Origin of the sequence: Brachybacterium tyrofermentans (assembly GCF_039526165.1) — a bacterium.
GTDB classification, from domain to species: Bacteria; Actinomycetota; Actinomycetes; order Actinomycetales; family Dermabacteraceae; genus Brachybacterium; species Brachybacterium tyrofermentans.
Window position 1 is genome coordinate 54,314 of record NZ_BAAAIR010000003.1, and the last position, 16,460, is coordinate 70,773.

Consider the following 16,460-nt stretch of genomic DNA (forward strand, 5'->3'; position numbering starts at 1 on the left):
CTTCTACCCTCAGAGGCATGACCGAGATCCTCACCACCCATGCCGGTTCCCTTCCCCGCAGCCCCGAGCTGATCGCGGCCAACGCGGCCCGCCCCGTCGGGGAGGACGGACTGACCCCCGAGCCCACCGACGAGTTCCGCGAGGTGCTGCGCCAGGCGGTCGTCGACGTCGTCGCCACGCAGCGCTCGATCGGCATCTCGATCCCCAACGACGGGGAGTACGGGCACCTCATGGGATCGGCCGTGAACTACGGCGCCTGGTGGTCCTACATCTTCGACCGCGTCGGCGGCCTCGAGCTGACCGGCAGCGACCACTTCTCCAGCGAGCCCGTGCGCTCGAGCCCCGGGAACGTGCGCCTGACGACCTTCCCGGACCGACGCGACTGGACGATCTTCGCCGACGCCTACCAGGACCCCACCTCCGGCATCACCGTCGGCGCCCAGACCACGTTCCCGGCCGCGACCGGCGCGGTCTCGTTCTCCGACGTCGGCCGCGAGCTCGTCGCGCAGGACACCACCAACATCCAGGAGGCGCTCCAGGCGGCAGGCTACGAGCACGGCTTCCTCAACTCCCTCTCCCCGGGCTCCGGCAGCCGTATCAACGACGACCACTACGGGGACGAGGATGCCTTCCTCGACGCGTGGGTCGAGGTGATGCGCCCCGAGTACGAGGCGATCGCCGCCGCCGGGCTCACCGTGCAGATCGACGATCCCTCGATCGCCGAGAACTGGGATCAGATCAATCCCGAGCCGTCGGTCGAGGACTACCTCGCCTTCACCCGCAAGCGGGTCGACGCCGTGAACCGCGCGCTGGTGAACGTGCCCACCGAGCAGACCCGCTTCCACCTGTGCTGGGGCTCCTGGCACGGCCCGCACACGACGGACATCGAGTTCCGCCACATCGCTCCGCTGCTGCTGGAGATCGACGCGAAGTACTACAGCTTCGAGGCCGCCAACGTGCGCCACGAGCACGAGTGGACCGTGTGGCAGGACCTCGAGCTGCCCGAGGACAAGGTGCTCGTGCCCGGCATCGTCTCTCACGCGACCAATGTCGTCGAGCACCCGGAGCTGGTCGCGCAGCGCCTGGAGCGCTTCGCGAAGCTCGTCGGCCCCGAGCGGGTCATCGGCTCCACCGACTGCGGCCTCGGCGGGCGCATCCACCCGCAGATCGCCTGGGCGAAGCTCGAGTCGCTCGCCCAGGGCGCGCAGCTCGCCTCGCGCCGCCTCTGACCCTGTGGGCGGCTGTGGAGCGTAGCGGGCACGGGTGCGGGTACGGGTGCGGGTACCGCGTCAGCTCCGCTCCCGGCCTGCGACGCTGTCGCTCCGGGCCCGGCTCCCGCAGCTCCCGGTGCCGCTCCGCGTGATCGAGAACGCCGTTCGCGGTGCTTCCCGTGTTCCGGAGGCACCGCGAACGACGTTCTCGTCTTTGACAGGCGACCCAAGCCCTGGCGCATAGGACGGCGTGAGACGTGAGGCGTGAGGCGTGAGGCGTGAGGCGTGACGCAGGCGCGGAGGTCGCCTCCCGCCGCCTCTGAGTGTTCACGTGGACGTCGTGAAGGGGTCATGCGGCAGAGGGGCGGATTCTGCTCGGGCGGAGGAGCATCACGGTCGTGAGGATCCTTGTCGTGACCGAGTCCTTCCTGCCGCACATGAACGGTGTCACCAATTCGGTGCTCCGCGTCGTCGACCATTTCGCCGCCGTCGGCGATGATCTCGGGATCATCGCCCCGAAGTGGCCGGGGGCCGACAGATTCCTCCGCACCGCCGGAGGGCGCAAGATCCGGGTGCGCCGCGTCGCGTCGGCCCCGCTGCCCGGCTACACCGAGGTGCGGATCGCCGCCACCAGCGCCGCGTCCCTGCGCCGACGCATCGAGGATTTCCAGCCTGACGTCATCCACCTCGCCTCGCCCACGATCCTGGGCGGGCGGGCCGTGGTCGCCGCGCAGAAGGCCGGGGTGCCCACGGTCGCCGTCTATCAGACGGACATCCCGGGCTACACCGCCCGCTACGGCATGCCCTTCCTGGAGAACGCCTCCTGGCAGCTGCTCAAGGACGTCCACAACCGCGCCACGCTCACGCTGGCCCCCTCCACTGCGACCCGGGACCAGCTCATCGAGCATGGCATCGACCGGGTGCACCTGTGGCGGCGCGGCGTGGACACCTCCCTGTTCTCGCCGACGCTGCGCAGCGACTCGCTGCGGGAGAAGTACGCGGGGCCGGGGGAGAAGCTCGTGGTGTACGTGGGGCGTCTCGCGCCCGAGAAGCAGGTCGCTGACCTGAAGGTCATCCACGACATGCCCGGGGTGCGGCTGCTGATCGTGGGCGATGGGCCGGACCGCGACACCCTGCGCCGGGAGATGCCTCGTGCCGCCTTCGCCGGTTTCCGCACAGGCACCGATCTCGCCGCCCACCTCGCCAGCGCCGATCTGTTCATCCACCCCGGGGAGCTCGAGACATTCGGGCAGACCATCCAGGAGGCCATGGCCTCGGGACTGCCCGTGATCGCGCCCCGTCGAGGCGGGCCCGTGGACCTGATCGCGCCCAGCCGCACCGGGTGGCTCTACACCCCCGGCATGCTCGACGAGCTGCGCGAGCACACCAGCGATCTGCTCTTCGACGACGCCAAGAGGCTGGCCTTCGGACGAGCGGCGCTGGACTCGGTGCACCAGCGCACCTGGCCTGTGCTGGCCGAGCAGCTGCGCGGACACTACCTCGCCGCGATCGAGCAGCATCAGAAGCTCCAGCCGACGGCGCGGGCCCGGCACTGAACGCTGGCGCGGCCCGGAGCATCGGCGACGCCCGGCGCATCGGCGAGGCCCGGAGCGTCGGCGAGGCCCGGCGCTGAACGTTGCCGGCCCTTCTCCCGCGCCGGGCCCGGTCCCGTGCGGAGGCTGCTGCCCCTGCCCGAGAGACCCCCACACACGGGAGACACCGCCTCCCCCCACACGAAAGACCCCGCTCCCCTCACGGGAGAAACCGTCCCTGTCACATTCGGCCACATAGGTCGCCCGGGGCACCGTCCGCACGATGAACTGTGCATGTCGCCGACCCGGCGGCTCGGATCTCCGCGGAAAGGACTACATCATGGCGCAGCGCACCACCCGTCGCCCGCTCATCGGCGTGACCGCAGGGACCCGGGCCATGATGTCCGGCGCCTGGGCGGGCCATGACGCCGTGGTGGTCACCGAGCACTACGTGCGTGCGCTCCGCGAGGCCGGCGCCCGGCCCGTGATCATCGCCCCGCAGGACGCCTGGAGCGACGAGGAGATCGCCGAGCTCGACGGTCTCGTGCTCACCGGCGGCACCGACCTCGACCCCGCAGCCTGGGGCGAGGGCGCACTGGCCACCGATATGACCCCGGACCCGGAGCGAGACGCCTTCGAGACCGCCCTCTACCGTGCCGCCCGCCGTGCGGACGTTCCCGTGCTGGGCATCTGCCGCGGTCTGCAGATCATCGTCATCGCGGAGGGCGGCGAGCTGCACCGCCACCTGCCCGTCGACCTCCCGGCCCACCCCTTCACCGGGGAGAGCCCCACCCGGGTCGAGGTCGGCATCGACGCCGCGAGCGACCTGGCCGTGGCGCTGGGCACCCGCGCGGAGGTCACCGCCTTCCACCACCAGGGTGTGCGCGGTGTCGCCGGGGATCTGCGGATCGTGGCCCGCCACGACAGCGGGCTCCCGCTCGCGGTCGAGGCCGAGTCCGGATCCAGCGTGCTCGCGGTGCAATGGCACCCCGAGATCGATGGCACGGACGGCGCTGCCATCTTCGAGAGCCTGCTCACGGCGATCAGCCATCGCGCGGCGTCGGCATCGGAGCCCGCGCTGGTCTAAGATGGCGGTGACCGTTCGCGCCCTCGGGCCGCGCGGAGCAATCGGGTGACACGGAGGAAGAACCACCATGAACAACCAGCAGGCCGCGCACGCCGACCAGGCCGAGATCATGGCCGAGAAGGCAGAGCGTTCCGAGAGCAACCAGACCTCGAACGGCAACAACCTGGTGCTCAGCATCGTGCTGTTCGTCGTCCTGTTCGTCCTGTTCGCCGCAGGCCTCTACGTGATGAGCCTGTTCACCACGGTGACCTTCCTGGTCGGGCTGGGCATGTGCCTGCTCGCACTGTTCGGCACCTTCGACCTGGTGCCGCGCTTCCTCACCTGAGCCCAGCTCCTCCATGCATTCCTCGTGCCCGGCGCTTCACAGCGGCCGGGCACGAGTCATTTCCGGGACTGGCCGAAACGCGCACTCCTCCGCTGGGTAGGGAGACGCGGGCCTCCGGCGGGCGGGGCGGCTCGGGTCTCGGGCGGGCCAGGTGGCGCGAGTCTGTGCCGGGCCGGGCGGCGCGTACGCCACCCGGCCTGCGGATCAGTGCCGACCGAGCCGGCGCGGCATCAGGACCGGTGGGTGCCGTCGAGCCGGACGATCGACTCCAGCGCCACGACGATCATGTCCTCGAAGGTCTCCTGGCGCTCCTGCGAGCTGGTCTCCTCGCCGGTCACGAGATGGTCGGAGACGGTGCAGACGGCCAGTGCCCGGCGCGAGAACTGCGCGGCGAGCGTGTAGAGGGCGGCGGCCTCCATCTCCACACCGAGCACGCCGTACTCGGCGAGCGTCGCGGTGATGGTGGGGTCGGGGTTGTAGAACTGGTCCGCGGAGTACAGCCCGCCGGCGATCACCGGCAGCATCTTCTCCTCGGCGACGTCGGCCGCGATCCTCAGCAGCTCGAAATCGGCGGCCGGGGCATAGGAGACCTGCCGGAACCGCGGCACGTTCATCGCGGAATCGGTCGATGCGGCAGTCCCGAGGATCACGTCGCGCACCGAGACCTTCTCGGAGAGCCCGCCGCAGGTCCCTACCCGCACGATGGCCTGGACGTCGTAGTCGTCGAAGAGCTCCTGGGCGTAGATGGCCATCGACGGCTGGCCCATACCGGAGCCCTGGGCGGAGATGCGGACGCCGGCGTAGGTGCCGGTGTACCCGAGCATCCCGCGCACATCGTTGTACTGGACGGGATCCTCGAGGAAGGTCTCGGCGATCCAGCGGGCACGGTAGGGATCACCGGGCATGAGGACATAGGGGGCGATCTGGTCGGGCGAGGCACCGATATGTATCGACATGCCGCAAGCGTACGTGGGCCCCGGCCACGAACCGGTGACCGGGCCGTCGCGAACCGGGTTGGCTTCTGCGGGCGACTCCCGGACAATGGTGCCCCGTGAACGTTCACTCCTCCTCGTCCGCTGCGGCGCTCTCCTCGGTCACCGCCGACGCCCGTCGGGCACGCTGGGCAGTCTCCCTGCTCTTCTTCCTCAACGGTGCCTCGTTCTGCGCGATCGTGCCCCGGTACCCGGAGCTCGTCGAGAGCATCGGGCTCACGAAGACCGCCTTCGGGCTCGCCATCGGCATCGGGCCCATCGGCGGTCTGATCGCCGGGCTCGGAGCGGCAGCCCTGATGTCCCGCTTCGGGTCCGCGCGGGTGGCCGTCATCGCCCAGATCATCGCGTCGACCACGCACCTGGCCGTCTACGTCTCCGGCTCGTGGCTCTGGCTCGCCGTCTCGCTCATGTTCGCCATGGCGGCCGATTCCATCACCGACATCTCCATGAACGCCCACGGCATGCGCGTGGAGCGCCGCTACCGGCGCTCGATCATGAACAGCTATCACGGCTGGTGGTCGCTGGGCGCTGTCGCCGGCGGGCTGCTGGGTGCGGCCAGCGCCCAGCTCGGGCTGCCGCTGTGGGTGCAGGGAGTCATCGGCCTCGTCGTCTTCGGCATCCTGGCTGCGACGTCGCTGCGCTTCATGCTCCCCGGGCACGACACCACCGAGCGCACCCCGGTCGCCGCCCCGTCGGCCGCCTCCGGTGCGGAGGTCCCCGCGGACGTGGCACCCTCCGGCTTCCGGATCGCCGGGATGAGCCTGCGGGCGCTGGGCCTGGTGTGCGCCCTGGGCATGGTCCTGGTGTTCGCCGGATCCACCGAGGACGCCGGCAGCACCTGGGGCGCGCTGTTCATGGATTCGACCTTCACGGTCACCCCGTTCGTCGCCGGCATGGCCTTCGTGGCCCTCCAGGGCGCGCAGACGATCGGCCGCTTCACCGGCGACGTCGTCGTGGATCGGCTGGGGGACCGCACCACCGCTCGGCTCGGGGCGCTGATCGCGGCCGTGGGCATGTCCTTCGCCCTGCTGGTGCCCAGCCCGATCACCGCGATGATCGGTTTCGCCGCCGCCGGCTGGGGAGTGGCCACGCTCTTCCCCGCGGCCTATCGCGCGGCCGACGACATGCCGGGAGTCCCGCCCGGTGTGGGCATCACCGTCGTCGGCTGGTTCGCCCGCCTGGGCTTCTTCGTGACCCCGCCGATCGTCGGTGCCCTCGCCGACGCCCTGACCCTGCGCTATGCGCTGTGGATGATGCCGCTGTACGCCCTGGGCATCCTGATCTTCTCCGGGGTGCTCAGCACGAGGTCCCGGACCACGGGTCCATCGCGAGCCGCTGACTGACGAGCGGGCCGCCGTCAGAAGCGGCCGATGTCCCCGGCGCCCTCCCGCGCGATCTCGAGGTCACTGCCGGAGAGGTCCACGACAGTGGTCGGTTCGATGCCCACCTCACCGGAATCGATGATCACGTCCACCTGATCCCCCAGCAGGTCCTGCACGACCCAGCCCTCCGACGGCGGATCCTCCTGACCCGGCAGCAGCAGGGTCGAGGAGACGATCGGCTCCCCGAGCGCCTCCACCAGCGCATGGGCGACCCGGTGATCCGGGATTCTGACGCCGACGGTGTGCTTCTTGGGATGCGCCATCCGTCGGGGCACCTCCTTCGTCGCCGGCAGGATGAAGGTGTACGGGCCCGGCGTCGCGTTCTTCACCAGGCGGAACGTCGGGTTCGAGACGATGACGAACTGACCCAGCTGCGCGAAGTCCGCACACACCAGGGTGAAGTGATGATTCTTGTCGACCTGGCGGATGCGGCGGATCCGCTCGAGGCCCTCGGCGGCGCCCAGCGAGCACCCCAGCGCGTAGCAGGAGTCGGTGGGATAGGCGATGAGGCCCCCGTCCTTCAGCACGTCGACGGCCTGGTCGATGAGGCGCTGCTGCGGATCGACCGGGTGGATGTCGAGGTACCGGGCGGACGGTGAGGATCTGGCCATGCCCGATGCTACGTCTGCGGGTCGGAGATTGCCACGCCGCGCGCCAGGCACCCGGAGGCGCCGGCCCGAGCGCTCACGCGACGACGACGAATTCGCGGCCGATCCACTTGGTGCGTCGCAGCCGCAGCACGGCGCTGACCGGCAGCGGACCCTTGATGTGGGGGTAGCCGCGGCCCTTGCCGTCGTCGTCGGCCTCGATGTCCACGGCGACCCCGGAGGCCTCCACCTGACCCACATCGATCTCGAGGATCACCAGGTTCGCGGGGCGGTCGGGATACACCCGTTTGGCGACCACGGAGACCTGCTCGGGCCAGGAGGCGTGGATGTACCCGATCTCGCTCAGGTCGCGGCCACGGGTCGCTTGGGTGTACGAACCCGACCGAGCGGCCGCCTCCCAGGCGGGCAGCTCGGTGATGTGCCAGATCAGGGGCGCGGGCATGAGCGGCAGTGTACCGTGAACTGCATGGATGAGACCTCCGCCGGACCAGGCGCGGTACGCCTGGTCCACGATGACGACAGAGACCGCTTCGAGGCGCTGGCGGGCGACGCGCTGGTGGGCGTCCTCGCCTACGGCGACGAGCCGACTGGTCCGGAAGGGCCGGGCGCGCCCGGTGGGCCGGGCGGGGGAGGGGTCGTGCGTGATCTGCGCTCCACGGTCGTGTCCCCCGAGCACGGCGGCCGCGGCGTCGGCTCGGCCCTGGTGCGCTTCGCGCTCGAGGACGTCCGAGAGCGCGGCTACCGGGTGACCGCGACCTGCTGGTTCGCCCGCGGCTGGATCGACCGCCATCCCGAGTTCTCGGATCTGCTCGAGGACTCCGCGACCCCTCAGGAGGACGACCCCCGATGACCTACCGCATCCTCACCGTGTGCACCGGGAACATCTGCCGCTCGCCGATGGCCGAATACGCCCTGCGCGAGGCCGTCCAGCAGGCGGGCCTCGGCGACGCAGTGGAGGTCTCCTCGGTGGGCACCACCCGCGAGGAGGTCGGCAACCCGATCGACCGGCGAGCCGGAGAGCTGCTGCGCCGCCACGGCATCGATCCCTCCGCCCACCGCGCACGGCACCTGAGCGCACAGGATCTGGAGCACGCCGACCTCGTGCTGGCGCTGGATCATGACCACGTGGGCCCTCTGCGGCGCCTCGGCGGCGACGAGCTCGACGGCCGTCTGCACATGGTGCGGGACTTCGCCCCGGAGCCGGTCGACGACACCGGGATCCGCGATCCCTGGTGGGGCGACGAGAGCGACTTCGACCTCGCCTGGGAGCAGATCACCGACGCGACCGACCGGATCCTCGAGAAGGTGCGCACCGACCTCGGTCGCGACGGGCACGGCTCGGAGAACGCGGCCGGCGATCGCGCCGACGAGGACGAGGCGGCCCGATGACCCCGTCCCGCGGGGCCGACGCCCTCGGAGCGCTGGAGACAGGAGCCGCGATCCGCAACGGGGAGATCGATCCCCGCGAGCTCGCCGAGAGCACCCTCGAGGCCGCCCGCGGCACGGGTGGGGTGGTCGGCGCCTTCGCGCACGTGCTGGAGGACCTCACCCGCGAGCAGGCCCAGGCCGTGTCCGAGCAGCTCGCGGAGCCGCGGCGCACCGGAGCGCTCGATGAGCTCGCGCACCGCGTCCCGCTGCTGGGCGTGCCGCTGCCGATCAAGGACCTCACCCAGGTCGCCGGCCAGCCCTTCGAGGCGGGCAGCGCCGCGCTCGCCGGGAACATCGCGAGCGTCACCGACGGCGTCGCACAGAAGATCCTCGATGCCGGCACCCTCACCATCGGCAAGACCAGCACGCCCGAGTTCGGCATGCCCTGCTACACCGAGCCTGCGACCGGGGCGCCGGCCCGCACCCCCTGGGACGTGCGCCGCACGGCAGGCGGCTCCAGCGGGGGCGCCGCCGCCGCGGTGGCCAGCGGCATCGTGCCGATCGCGCACGGCTCCGACGGTGGGGGATCGGTGCGGATCCCCGCCGCGTGCTGCGGCATCGTGGGCATCAAGCCGACCCGCGGCCTGGTCTCGCCCGGCCCGTACTCGAGCGAGGGCATGGGCCTGACGACCGACGGGATGCTGGCCCGCAGCGTGCGGGACGTCGCCGCCGGCCTCGACCTGCTGGCCGGCCCGCGCCCCGGCGACTTCCTCACGGCACCCTCCCGCGTCGCGAGCTACCTCGAGACGGCGGGGCGCGCCCCGGGCCCGCTGCGCATCGGCGTGCTCCGTGAGCCGCTCGCGGCGGAGACGGAGGTGCATCCGGCGGCGCTGCGTGGTCTGGACCGTGCGATCGACCTGCTGCACGGGCTCGGACATGAGGCGACGCCGATCGGTGCGCCGTTCACTCCGCAGGAATGGACGTCGTTCATGCCGCTGTGGACCGTCGGCGCGGCGACGATCCCGCTCGACCCGGAGCAGGAGGGCAAGCTCCTGGAGCTCACCCGCTGGCTGCGGGAGCGAGGACGTTCCTACAGCGGCGTCGAACTCGCCGCCGCCCTCCAGGGCGTGCAGTCGATCGCACGGCGCACGGGGGAGCAGTTCGCTCCCTTCGACGTCGTGATCACTCCCTCCCTCTCCGGCCCGCCCGCGCATCCGGAGGATCTGCAGCTGGCCGACGGCGGGGCGGACTTCGACGCCCAATGCGCCTTCACCCCGTGGACCAGCACCTGGAACATGATCGGGAACGCCGCGATCTCGGTGCCGCTTCATCGTGAGGAGATCGACGGGATCGTGCTGCCCTTCGGGGTGCAGCTCGGCGCGACGCGTCCCGGCGACGACGGCCTGCTGCTCGCCCTGGCGGCGCAGCTGGAGGCGCACGATCCGTGGCCCCTCGTGCGTGAGCCCGCCGCCGCATGAGCGCGCCGTCGACCGGGCGCGATCCGTCGACCGGGCTCGAGCAGGCCGTCGGTCCGCAGTCCGTGCGTCTGGACGTGTGGCTGTGGAGCGCTCGGCTGATGCCCACCCGCTCGGCCGCCACGGCCGCCTGCCGTGGCGGGCATGTGCGCCGCAACGGTGAGCCCACCAAGGCCGCCCAGCGCATCGCGGTGGGGGATGAGCTGAGGATCCGCTCGCCCGGCCGGGAGAAGATCGTCATCGTCACGAAGATCCTCGTCAAACGGGTCGGTGCCCCGATCGCACGGACCGCCTACGAGGACCACAGCCCGGAGCCGCCGCCGCAGCTGGCGGCCGCCCCGCCGCGCAGGGACCGCGGCACCGGACGCCCCACGAAGCGCGAGCGCCGAGCGCTGGACCGCCTGCGGGGACGGGACGAGGAGCCACCACGCTGAGCGCTGGAGGACGTCGGACGGCCCGGGGCTTCTGCCCCGGGCCGTCCTGTTCGTCGTGCGCATCTGTCGTGCACCCCCGCGGGTGGCAGGGTCACGCTGGAGAGATCGCAGCTGGACTGATCACCCGCCGTGCACCGTTCAGGAGGAGTGCGACAGCAGCTCCTGGCGGTTGCTCGTCAGGCGGCTGAGCAGCCGCGCCTCGATGCCGACGACCTTCGGGTTCGACCCGTCGGCCAGCAGGCGCTGACGGATCGACGCGAGGTCCGAGCTCTCGCGGATGAACCTCTTCATCACGGGCTTCGCCCCGATCTGCGCCGCCCACAGCTTGCCCTCGCGCCGGCCCTTCCAGGTGGCGAGCATGTCGACCTCCTCGTGGGTGAGCCAGCCCTGGTTCGCGTAGTCGCCCAGTCGAATACGGGTCAGTCGGGACTCGTCCCAGACCAGCACGCCGATGAAGACCAGCCAGAGGAAGGACAGCACGGCTTCCGCGGCGAACATGACGCCGAGGAACAGCAAGGAGTTGCCCAGGCCCGCGGAGAAGTTCCACATCGCGTGCAGGAGCATGCCCGGGATCAGCGCGGGGATGAACACGAGGAAGCCCATGACGGTGCCCCACTTGCGCGCCACGAAGCCGACGATGACTCCGGTCGCCGAGGTGTAGATCGCATGGCCGAAGATGTTCAGCACGCCGCGCATGATGAACAGGATCAGCACCCCGAAGCCGCCGTCGGACTCGAGGCCTCGGCTGTAGTAGAGGATGTTCTCGGTGAAGGCGAAGCCGCCGCCGATGAGGGCGCCGTAGATCATGCCGTCCAGCGGGCCGTTGAAGTACCGGCGGGCCAGGATCATGAGCAGTAGCAGCCCCAGGCCCTTGGTGGTCTCCTCGACCAGGGGCGCGCTGATCACCGGGCCCACGAAGGCGACCGCGGCCTCGCTGCCGGTGACCCAGTAGGTCAGGGAGCTGTTGAAGGTGTTGATCCAGTAGCTCGCGAAGGCGGCGATCGCCGCGCCCCACAGCACGGCGACGACCAGCAGGGGGAAGGGCTGCGGGTCCCATCGGTCCGCCAGGAACATCACCAGGGCGATCACCAGCAGGGAGAACAGGGCGATGAAGGCCGTCACCGGCCACCACACGGGGTTCGCGCTCGACTCCGTGACGAACTTCAGGAAGAAGTAGCCCAGCACCAGGAGCAGGGCGATGCCCAGGACCACGACGGCGAGCCAGACCAGGAGGCTGACGGCCGGAACCTTGGTGGCGTGCTGCGAGACCTCCTGCACCCGGCGCATCTGGGTGGACCAGGCGGACTGCGGCTGAGCCTGATCGGGTCGCTGGATCTGCGCCGGCGCGTAGCGGGCAGCGGTGAGCCCGGAGGCCGGCCGCATGGAGGTGTCATAGGAGCGCGGGTTGCCGTAGTCGACGAAGCGAGGCTGGGACTGGAAGGACGGCGAGCCGGGCGCGGAGGAGGTCGCGCCGGGACGAGGACGTCCGTTGGGCATGAACTGGCCGTCCTGCGGCGGGTTCGGGGGCTGGGTCATGAGGTCCTCGGTTTCGGCGGCAGAGACGGGGAACTGATGGCGGACAGGGGCCAGCGCTCGCGTCTGTTCCCCCACACGCGGCATGACCCGTATCGGGTGCGATGCTACAGGTGTCGGAGACCATGATCCCGGACCGCGACCCGTCCGTGGGGCGGTTGTGGACAACAAGGGATCGCGTCCTCGCCTCCGACGACGAGGTGCATCACGGAGTGCATCAAGGAGTGCATCACGGGGTGCATCTCGAGGTGCACGGACGCGGCGGTTCGACGAGAGATTTCAGAGTTGAGCGGAATAGACTCAACCCTGGGGTCGTTGCACCCCTCGAGGCACCGTTCAGACCCAGGGAAGGAGCACCGTGGAGTTCCAGTTCACCACCCGATCGCAGGAGGCCGTCACCGCGGCCGCGGAGAAGGCCGTCGAGCTCGGCAATCCCCAGATCAGCTCCATGCACCTGCTGTGGGTGCTGGCGACCCAGCAGGACGGCATCGGGCGTGCCGTGCTCACCGAGGTCGGCGCGGATCCGCAGGACGTCGCCCGGCGCGCCGAGCAGGCCGTGCTGGGCCTCCCGCAGGTCAGCGGCAGCGGCGCCTCGGGATCGCCCACCTTCGTCGGCACCGGCTACGACGCCCTGGATGCGGCGCGGCGCGAGGCCGATGCCCAGCACCGGACCTATCTGTCCACCGAGCACCTGATGATCGGCATCGCGCTCGGCAAGGACGCGGCCTCCCGGCTGCTCTCCGCCGTCGGCGCGACGCCGGTGGCCCTTCGCGATGCCGTATCCCGACTGACCCCAGGAGATGAGCACATGAACCAGATGGACTCCCAGAACCCCGAGGGCACCTTCAAGAGCCTCGAGAAGTTCGGCGTGGACCTCACCGAGCAGGCCGAGGAGGGCCGGCTGGACCCGGTGATCGGCCGCGACGCCGAGATCCGGCGAGTGGTGCAGGTGCTCTCCCGGCGCACCAAGAACAACCCCGTGCTGATCGGCGAGCCCGGGGTCGGCAAGACGTCCGTCGTCGAGGGCCTCGCCCAGCGCATCGTCGCCGGGGACGTCCCCGATTCGCTCCGCGGCAAGCGCCTGATCTCGCTGGACCTGTCCTCGATGGTCGCGGGCTCGAAGTACCGCGGCGAGTTCGAGGAGCGCATGAAGGCGGTGCTCGACGAGATCCGCACCAGCAACGGTCAGGTCATCACCTTCATCGATGAGCTGCACACCGTCGTCGGCGCCGGCGGCAGCGGCGACGGCTCGATGGACGCGGGCAACATGCTCAAGCCGATGCTCGCCCGGGGTGAGCTGCGGATGGTCGGCGCGACCACGCTGGACGAGTACCGCGAGAACATCGAGAAGGATCCCGCGCTCGAGCGCAGGTTCCAGCAGGTGTACGTCGGTGAGCCCAGCGTCGAGGACACCATCACGATCCTGCGCGGGCTCAAGGACAAGTACGAGGCGCACCACAAGGTGTCCATCACGGATGCCGCGCTGGTGGCCGCCGCGACGCTGTCCTCCCGGTACATCTCCGGCCGTCAGCTGCCCGACAAGGCGATCGACCTGGTCGACGAGGCCGCGTCGCGCCAGCGCATGGAGCTGGACTCCTCCCCGGAGCAGCTGGACATCCTGCATCGCCAGGTGGATCGCCTGAAGATGGAGGAGCTGGCACTGGCCGGCAGCGAGGACCCGGGCAGCATCGCCCAGCTGGAGTCGGTGCGCTCCCAGCTCGCGGACCGCTCCGAGCAGATGACGGCGCTCTCGGCACGTTGGGAGCGGGAGAAGGCGGGGCTGAACCTGGTCGGTGATCTGAAGGCTCGGCTGGAGAAGCTGCGTATGCAGGCCGACCGGGCCCAGCGCGAGGGCGATCTCACGGCGGCGTCCAAGATCCTGTACGGCGACATCCCCGAGCTGAAGATGCAGCTGGTGGACGCCGAGGAGAACGAGGCGGCCGGTGGGCTCGAGGGCGACCGTCCGCTGGTCTCGGACCACGTCGGGCCCGATGACATCGCCGATGTGGTGGGCAGCTGGACGGGGATCCCGGCCGGCCGTCTGCTGCAGGCCGAGAGCCAGAAGCTGCTGGAGATGGAGGAGCTGATCGGCGAGCGCCTGATCGGGCAGCAGAGCGCGGTCGCGGAGGTCTCCGATGCGGTGCGCCGGTCGCGGGCCGGGATCGCGGATCCGAACCGCCCGACGGGGTCGTTCCTGTTCCTGGGCCCGACGGGCGTGGGCAAGACCGAGCTCGCCAAGGCTCTCGCCGACTTCCTCTTCGACGACGAGCGGGCGATGGTGCGCATCGACATGTCGGAGTACGGGGAGAAGCACACCGTCTCGCGACTGGTGGGTGCTCCTCCGGGTTATGTGGGCTACGACGAGGGCGGCCAGCTCACCGAGGCCGTGCGGCGCAGGCCGTACTCGGTGGTGCTGCTCGACGAGATCGAGAAGGCGCACCCCGATGTGTTCGACGTGCTCCTGCAGGTGCTCGACGATGGGCGACTCACCGATGGGCAGGGCCGCACCGTCGATTTCCGCTCCACGATCCTCATCCTCACCTCGAACCTCGGTGCGCATGTGCTGCAGGACCAGACCCTCGAGGAGAGGGACAAGCACGAGCGGGTGATGCAGGTGGTGCGCGCCTCCTTCAAGCCCGAGTTCCTCAATCGCCTGGACGACGTGGTCATGTTCGACGCCCTCGACCGTGAGCAGCTCTCGCGGATCGTGACCCTGCAGATCGCGGACGTCGCCGCCCGCCTGGAGGACCGTCGGATCGAGCTCGAGGTGGACGAGGCCGCGACGCGGTGGCTGGCCGCCGAAGGCTTCGATCCGATGTACGGGGCCCGGCCGCTGAAGCGACTCGTCCAGAAGGAGATCGGCGACGGCCTCGCGCGACTCATCCTCAAGGGCGAGGTGCACGACGGGCAGACGGTCTCCGTGGGGGCCAGCCAGGACGGCTCCGGCCTCGCGCTGAGGGTCCTCGACGACACGGACACCGCAGTGTCTGGCAGTGCTGCTCAGGAGGGTTCTGCTCCTGACGGTGCAGGTGCGGGCGCCGCAGGTCCGGACGGTGCTGTCTCCCAGGAGCCCGGGACGGCGGAGGCCGGCTCGGACCGGCAGGACACCTGACGGATCACTTCGGGTCCCAGGGCAGGGGAAGGGCACGGCGGCGGGCGTCATACCAGTTCTCGGAGTCCAGCATCGCGTCCTTGAACCCGTTGACGTGGTCGCCGATGTCGTGGGAGGTCGATTCCAGAGAGCGGAGCGGTTCCGCAGCGGCCGGGCTGAACGGCTCGATCGCGTCGGCGGCAGAACCTGCCATGTCGCCGCCGACCTCGGGGATCTTCCACATCGGTGAGGCGGTCGCGACGGTCGCGAGCCCCTCGTAGTTGCGGTAGACGCCGCGCTCGCCGGCTCGTATCGCGCCCTCGAGATCACCGTTGCCCACGGCGTCGCTCACCTCGACGGTGGTCTGGCCGGCGTTGGCCACCATCATGTCGAGCCCCTCCGCCGCCTGGCCGATCGTCGAGTTCTCGCCGATCAGCAGGGAGGTCCCTGACTGGCCGACCCGGGCGAGGTCCACGGCGGGGAGGAGGGCGTCGTAGCCGTGGTCCTCGAGCACCTGCTCAGCCCCGTCCAGGAAGTTCCCCTTCTGCTCGTGGAGCCCCATCAGATGCTGGGCCTGGGAGGCTCCCGGCACGTAGCTGAGCGCTTCCTGGCGCACGGTCTCACCGTTCTCGAGGGCTCTCGGCGAGAGGTCGTACTCCTCTCCGTCGGGAAGCTCCGGCCGGCTGTAGGGCTCCTGACGTGCGAACGGCTCGCCGAGCGCGGGCATGCCGAGGGGTCCCGTGATCCCGGGGAACCCGATCGGGTCGCCGAGGGGCGCACGGAAGCCGGGGTCGATCTCAGGGAACGGGGTGACGCCGGGGACGGTGGGCACGCCCCAGGTCGCGTCGGGATCGCGGAAACCCGGATCCAGCTCGGGGAACGGGCTGAACTCCGGGCTGAGGGGCAGGCCCCACCTGGAGGTGGGGGCGGGCTTGTCGCCGGAGCCACCCCCGGCGAAGGGGTTCGCGCCCGCGACCTTGTCCCGGAGCGGGGCGGGCAGCAGGTCGGTGATGTCCGCTCGCACCGCCACGAGCGGGTTGGTGTCGGAGTCGACCTGGGAGGCCGTCGTCTGCTGGGTGGACTCCTCCTCCAGCCGTCGCGACAGATCCCGCAGGATTCCGCACAGGTCGGTGCCCGCAGTGGTCACGGTGTGGGTCCGTGCCCGGTGGGCCTCCGCATCCGGACCGATCCACTCGACCGTGTCGGAGGCGCCTCGCAGGAGGCGGAACAGCTCGATCAGCTGTTCCGCCTTCTCGGCGACCTGCTCCGCGATCTCGTCCATGTGCACGGTGTCGCATCCCCAGATGGTTTCCATGCGGCGACCGTAGCCAGCGAGGTCGGCCGCCCGCGAGGTGCGGACCGGCATTGTGGATGACCTGGCACTGTGGAGGAGAGGTCGACCTGGGTCGACCTCGGCCGACC

At 70.5% G+C, this 16,460-nt stretch carries 15 protein-coding genes; 10 read left to right on the forward strand and 5 right to left on the reverse strand.

Translation table 11 applies throughout. From position 1 onward, the window contains the following. The first annotated feature begins 17 nt into the window (after window positions 1-17). The 4 genes from ABD093_RS00310 to ABD093_RS00325 all read left to right on the forward strand — a co-directional run bounded on the left by ABD093_RS00310 (window position 18) and on the right by ABD093_RS00325 (window position 4,155). Complete coding sequence (locus ABD093_RS00310; RefSeq protein WP_343921887.1) at window positions 18-1,229, forward strand: cobalamin-independent methionine synthase II family protein; 1,212 nt, start codon at window positions 18-20, stop codon at window positions 1,227-1,229. A 380-nt stretch (window positions 1,230-1,609) separates the two neighbouring features. Beyond that, complete coding sequence (locus ABD093_RS00315; RefSeq protein ID WP_193118632.1) at window positions 1,610-2,767, forward strand: glycosyltransferase family 4 protein; 1,158 nt, start codon at window positions 1,610-1,612, stop codon at window positions 2,765-2,767. A gap of 316 nt (window positions 2,768-3,083) precedes the next feature. After that, window positions 3,084-3,830, forward strand: coding sequence for a gamma-glutamyl-gamma-aminobutyrate hydrolase family protein (locus ABD093_RS00320; RefSeq protein ID WP_343921888.1), 747 nt, complete (start codon window positions 3,084-3,086; stop codon window positions 3,828-3,830). A 67-nt stretch (window positions 3,831-3,897) separates the two neighbouring features. Further along, window positions 3,898-4,155 carry a hypothetical protein gene (locus ABD093_RS00325; protein WP_343921889.1) on the forward strand — a complete coding sequence of 86 codons (258 nt, stop codon included), beginning with the start codon at window positions 3,898-3,900 and terminating at the stop codon, window positions 4,153-4,155. A gap of 230 nt (window positions 4,156-4,385) precedes the next feature. Here ABD093_RS00325 and deoD read toward each other — a convergent pair whose 3' ends face one another. Further along, a complete protein-coding gene (gene deoD / locus ABD093_RS00330) occupies window positions 4,386-5,111 on the reverse strand; it encodes a purine-nucleoside phosphorylase (protein WP_193118634.1) in 726 nt (241 codons plus the stop codon). Between the two features lie 95 nt (window positions 5,112-5,206). Between deoD and ABD093_RS00335 the strand changes: the two genes are divergently transcribed. Then, window positions 5,207-6,490, forward strand: a complete 1,284-nt coding sequence (locus ABD093_RS00335; protein WP_193118635.1) for an MFS transporter — start codon at window positions 5,207-5,209, stop codon at window positions 6,488-6,490. Between the two features lie 14 nt (window positions 6,491-6,504). Here ABD093_RS00335 and ABD093_RS00340 read toward each other — a convergent pair whose 3' ends face one another. Next, window positions 6,505-7,140 carry an L-threonylcarbamoyladenylate synthase gene (locus ABD093_RS00340; RefSeq protein ID WP_193118636.1) on the reverse strand — a complete coding sequence of 212 codons (636 nt, stop codon included), beginning with the start codon at window positions 7,138-7,140 and terminating at the stop codon, window positions 6,505-6,507. Between the two features lie 73 nt (window positions 7,141-7,213). Continuing rightward, the gene (locus ABD093_RS00345) at window positions 7,214-7,579 is read right to left on the reverse strand and encodes a DUF952 domain-containing protein (protein WP_193118637.1); all 366 of its coding nucleotides are present in this window, start codon (window positions 7,577-7,579) and stop codon (window positions 7,214-7,216) included. Between the two features lie 24 nt (window positions 7,580-7,603). On the opposite strand from ABD093_RS00345, the gene ABD093_RS00350 reads away from it, so the two are divergent. From ABD093_RS00350 to ABD093_RS00365, 4 genes are read left to right on the forward strand one after another with little or no spacing between them, the layout of a single operon-like run. Further along, window positions 7,604-7,987: a GNAT family N-acetyltransferase gene (locus ABD093_RS00350; RefSeq protein ID WP_193118638.1), complete on the forward strand. Its 384-nt coding sequence runs from the start codon at window positions 7,604-7,606 to the stop codon at window positions 7,985-7,987. After that, window positions 7,984-8,526, forward strand: a complete 543-nt coding sequence (locus tag ABD093_RS00355; RefSeq protein WP_193118639.1) for a low molecular weight protein-tyrosine-phosphatase — start codon at window positions 7,984-7,986, stop codon at window positions 8,524-8,526. Before ABD093_RS00350 ends, ABD093_RS00355 begins: the two co-directional genes overlap by 4 nt. Next, window positions 8,523-9,983, forward strand: a complete 1,461-nt coding sequence (locus ABD093_RS00360; protein ID WP_193118640.1) for an amidase — start codon at window positions 8,523-8,525, stop codon at window positions 9,981-9,983. Before ABD093_RS00355 ends, ABD093_RS00360 begins: the two co-directional genes overlap by 4 nt. Next, the gene (locus tag ABD093_RS00365; RefSeq protein ID WP_193118641.1) at window positions 9,980-10,414 is read left to right on the forward strand and encodes an RNA-binding S4 domain-containing protein; all 435 of its coding nucleotides are present in this window, start codon (window positions 9,980-9,982) and stop codon (window positions 10,412-10,414) included. The genes ABD093_RS00360 and ABD093_RS00365 overlap by 4 nt, the downstream gene beginning before the upstream one ends. Window positions 10,415-10,552: 138 nt before the next feature. Here ABD093_RS00365 and ABD093_RS00370 read toward each other — a convergent pair whose 3' ends face one another. Then, window positions 10,553-11,950, reverse strand: a complete 1,398-nt coding sequence (locus ABD093_RS00370; RefSeq protein ID WP_193118642.1) for a PrsW family intramembrane metalloprotease — start codon at window positions 11,948-11,950, stop codon at window positions 10,553-10,555. Between the two features lie 355 nt (window positions 11,951-12,305). On the opposite strand from ABD093_RS00370, the gene ABD093_RS00375 reads away from it, so the two are divergent. Further along, the gene (locus ABD093_RS00375; RefSeq protein ID WP_193118643.1) at window positions 12,306-15,059 is read left to right on the forward strand and encodes an ATP-dependent Clp protease ATP-binding subunit; all 2,754 of its coding nucleotides are present in this window, start codon (window positions 12,306-12,308) and stop codon (window positions 15,057-15,059) included. A 4-nt stretch (window positions 15,060-15,063) separates the two neighbouring features. Here ABD093_RS00375 and ABD093_RS00380 read toward each other — a convergent pair whose 3' ends face one another. Beyond that, a complete protein-coding gene (locus ABD093_RS00380; RefSeq protein ID WP_193118644.1) occupies window positions 15,064-16,353 on the reverse strand; it encodes a hypothetical protein in 1,290 nt (429 codons plus the stop codon). Window positions 16,354-16,460: the final 107 nt, after the last annotated feature.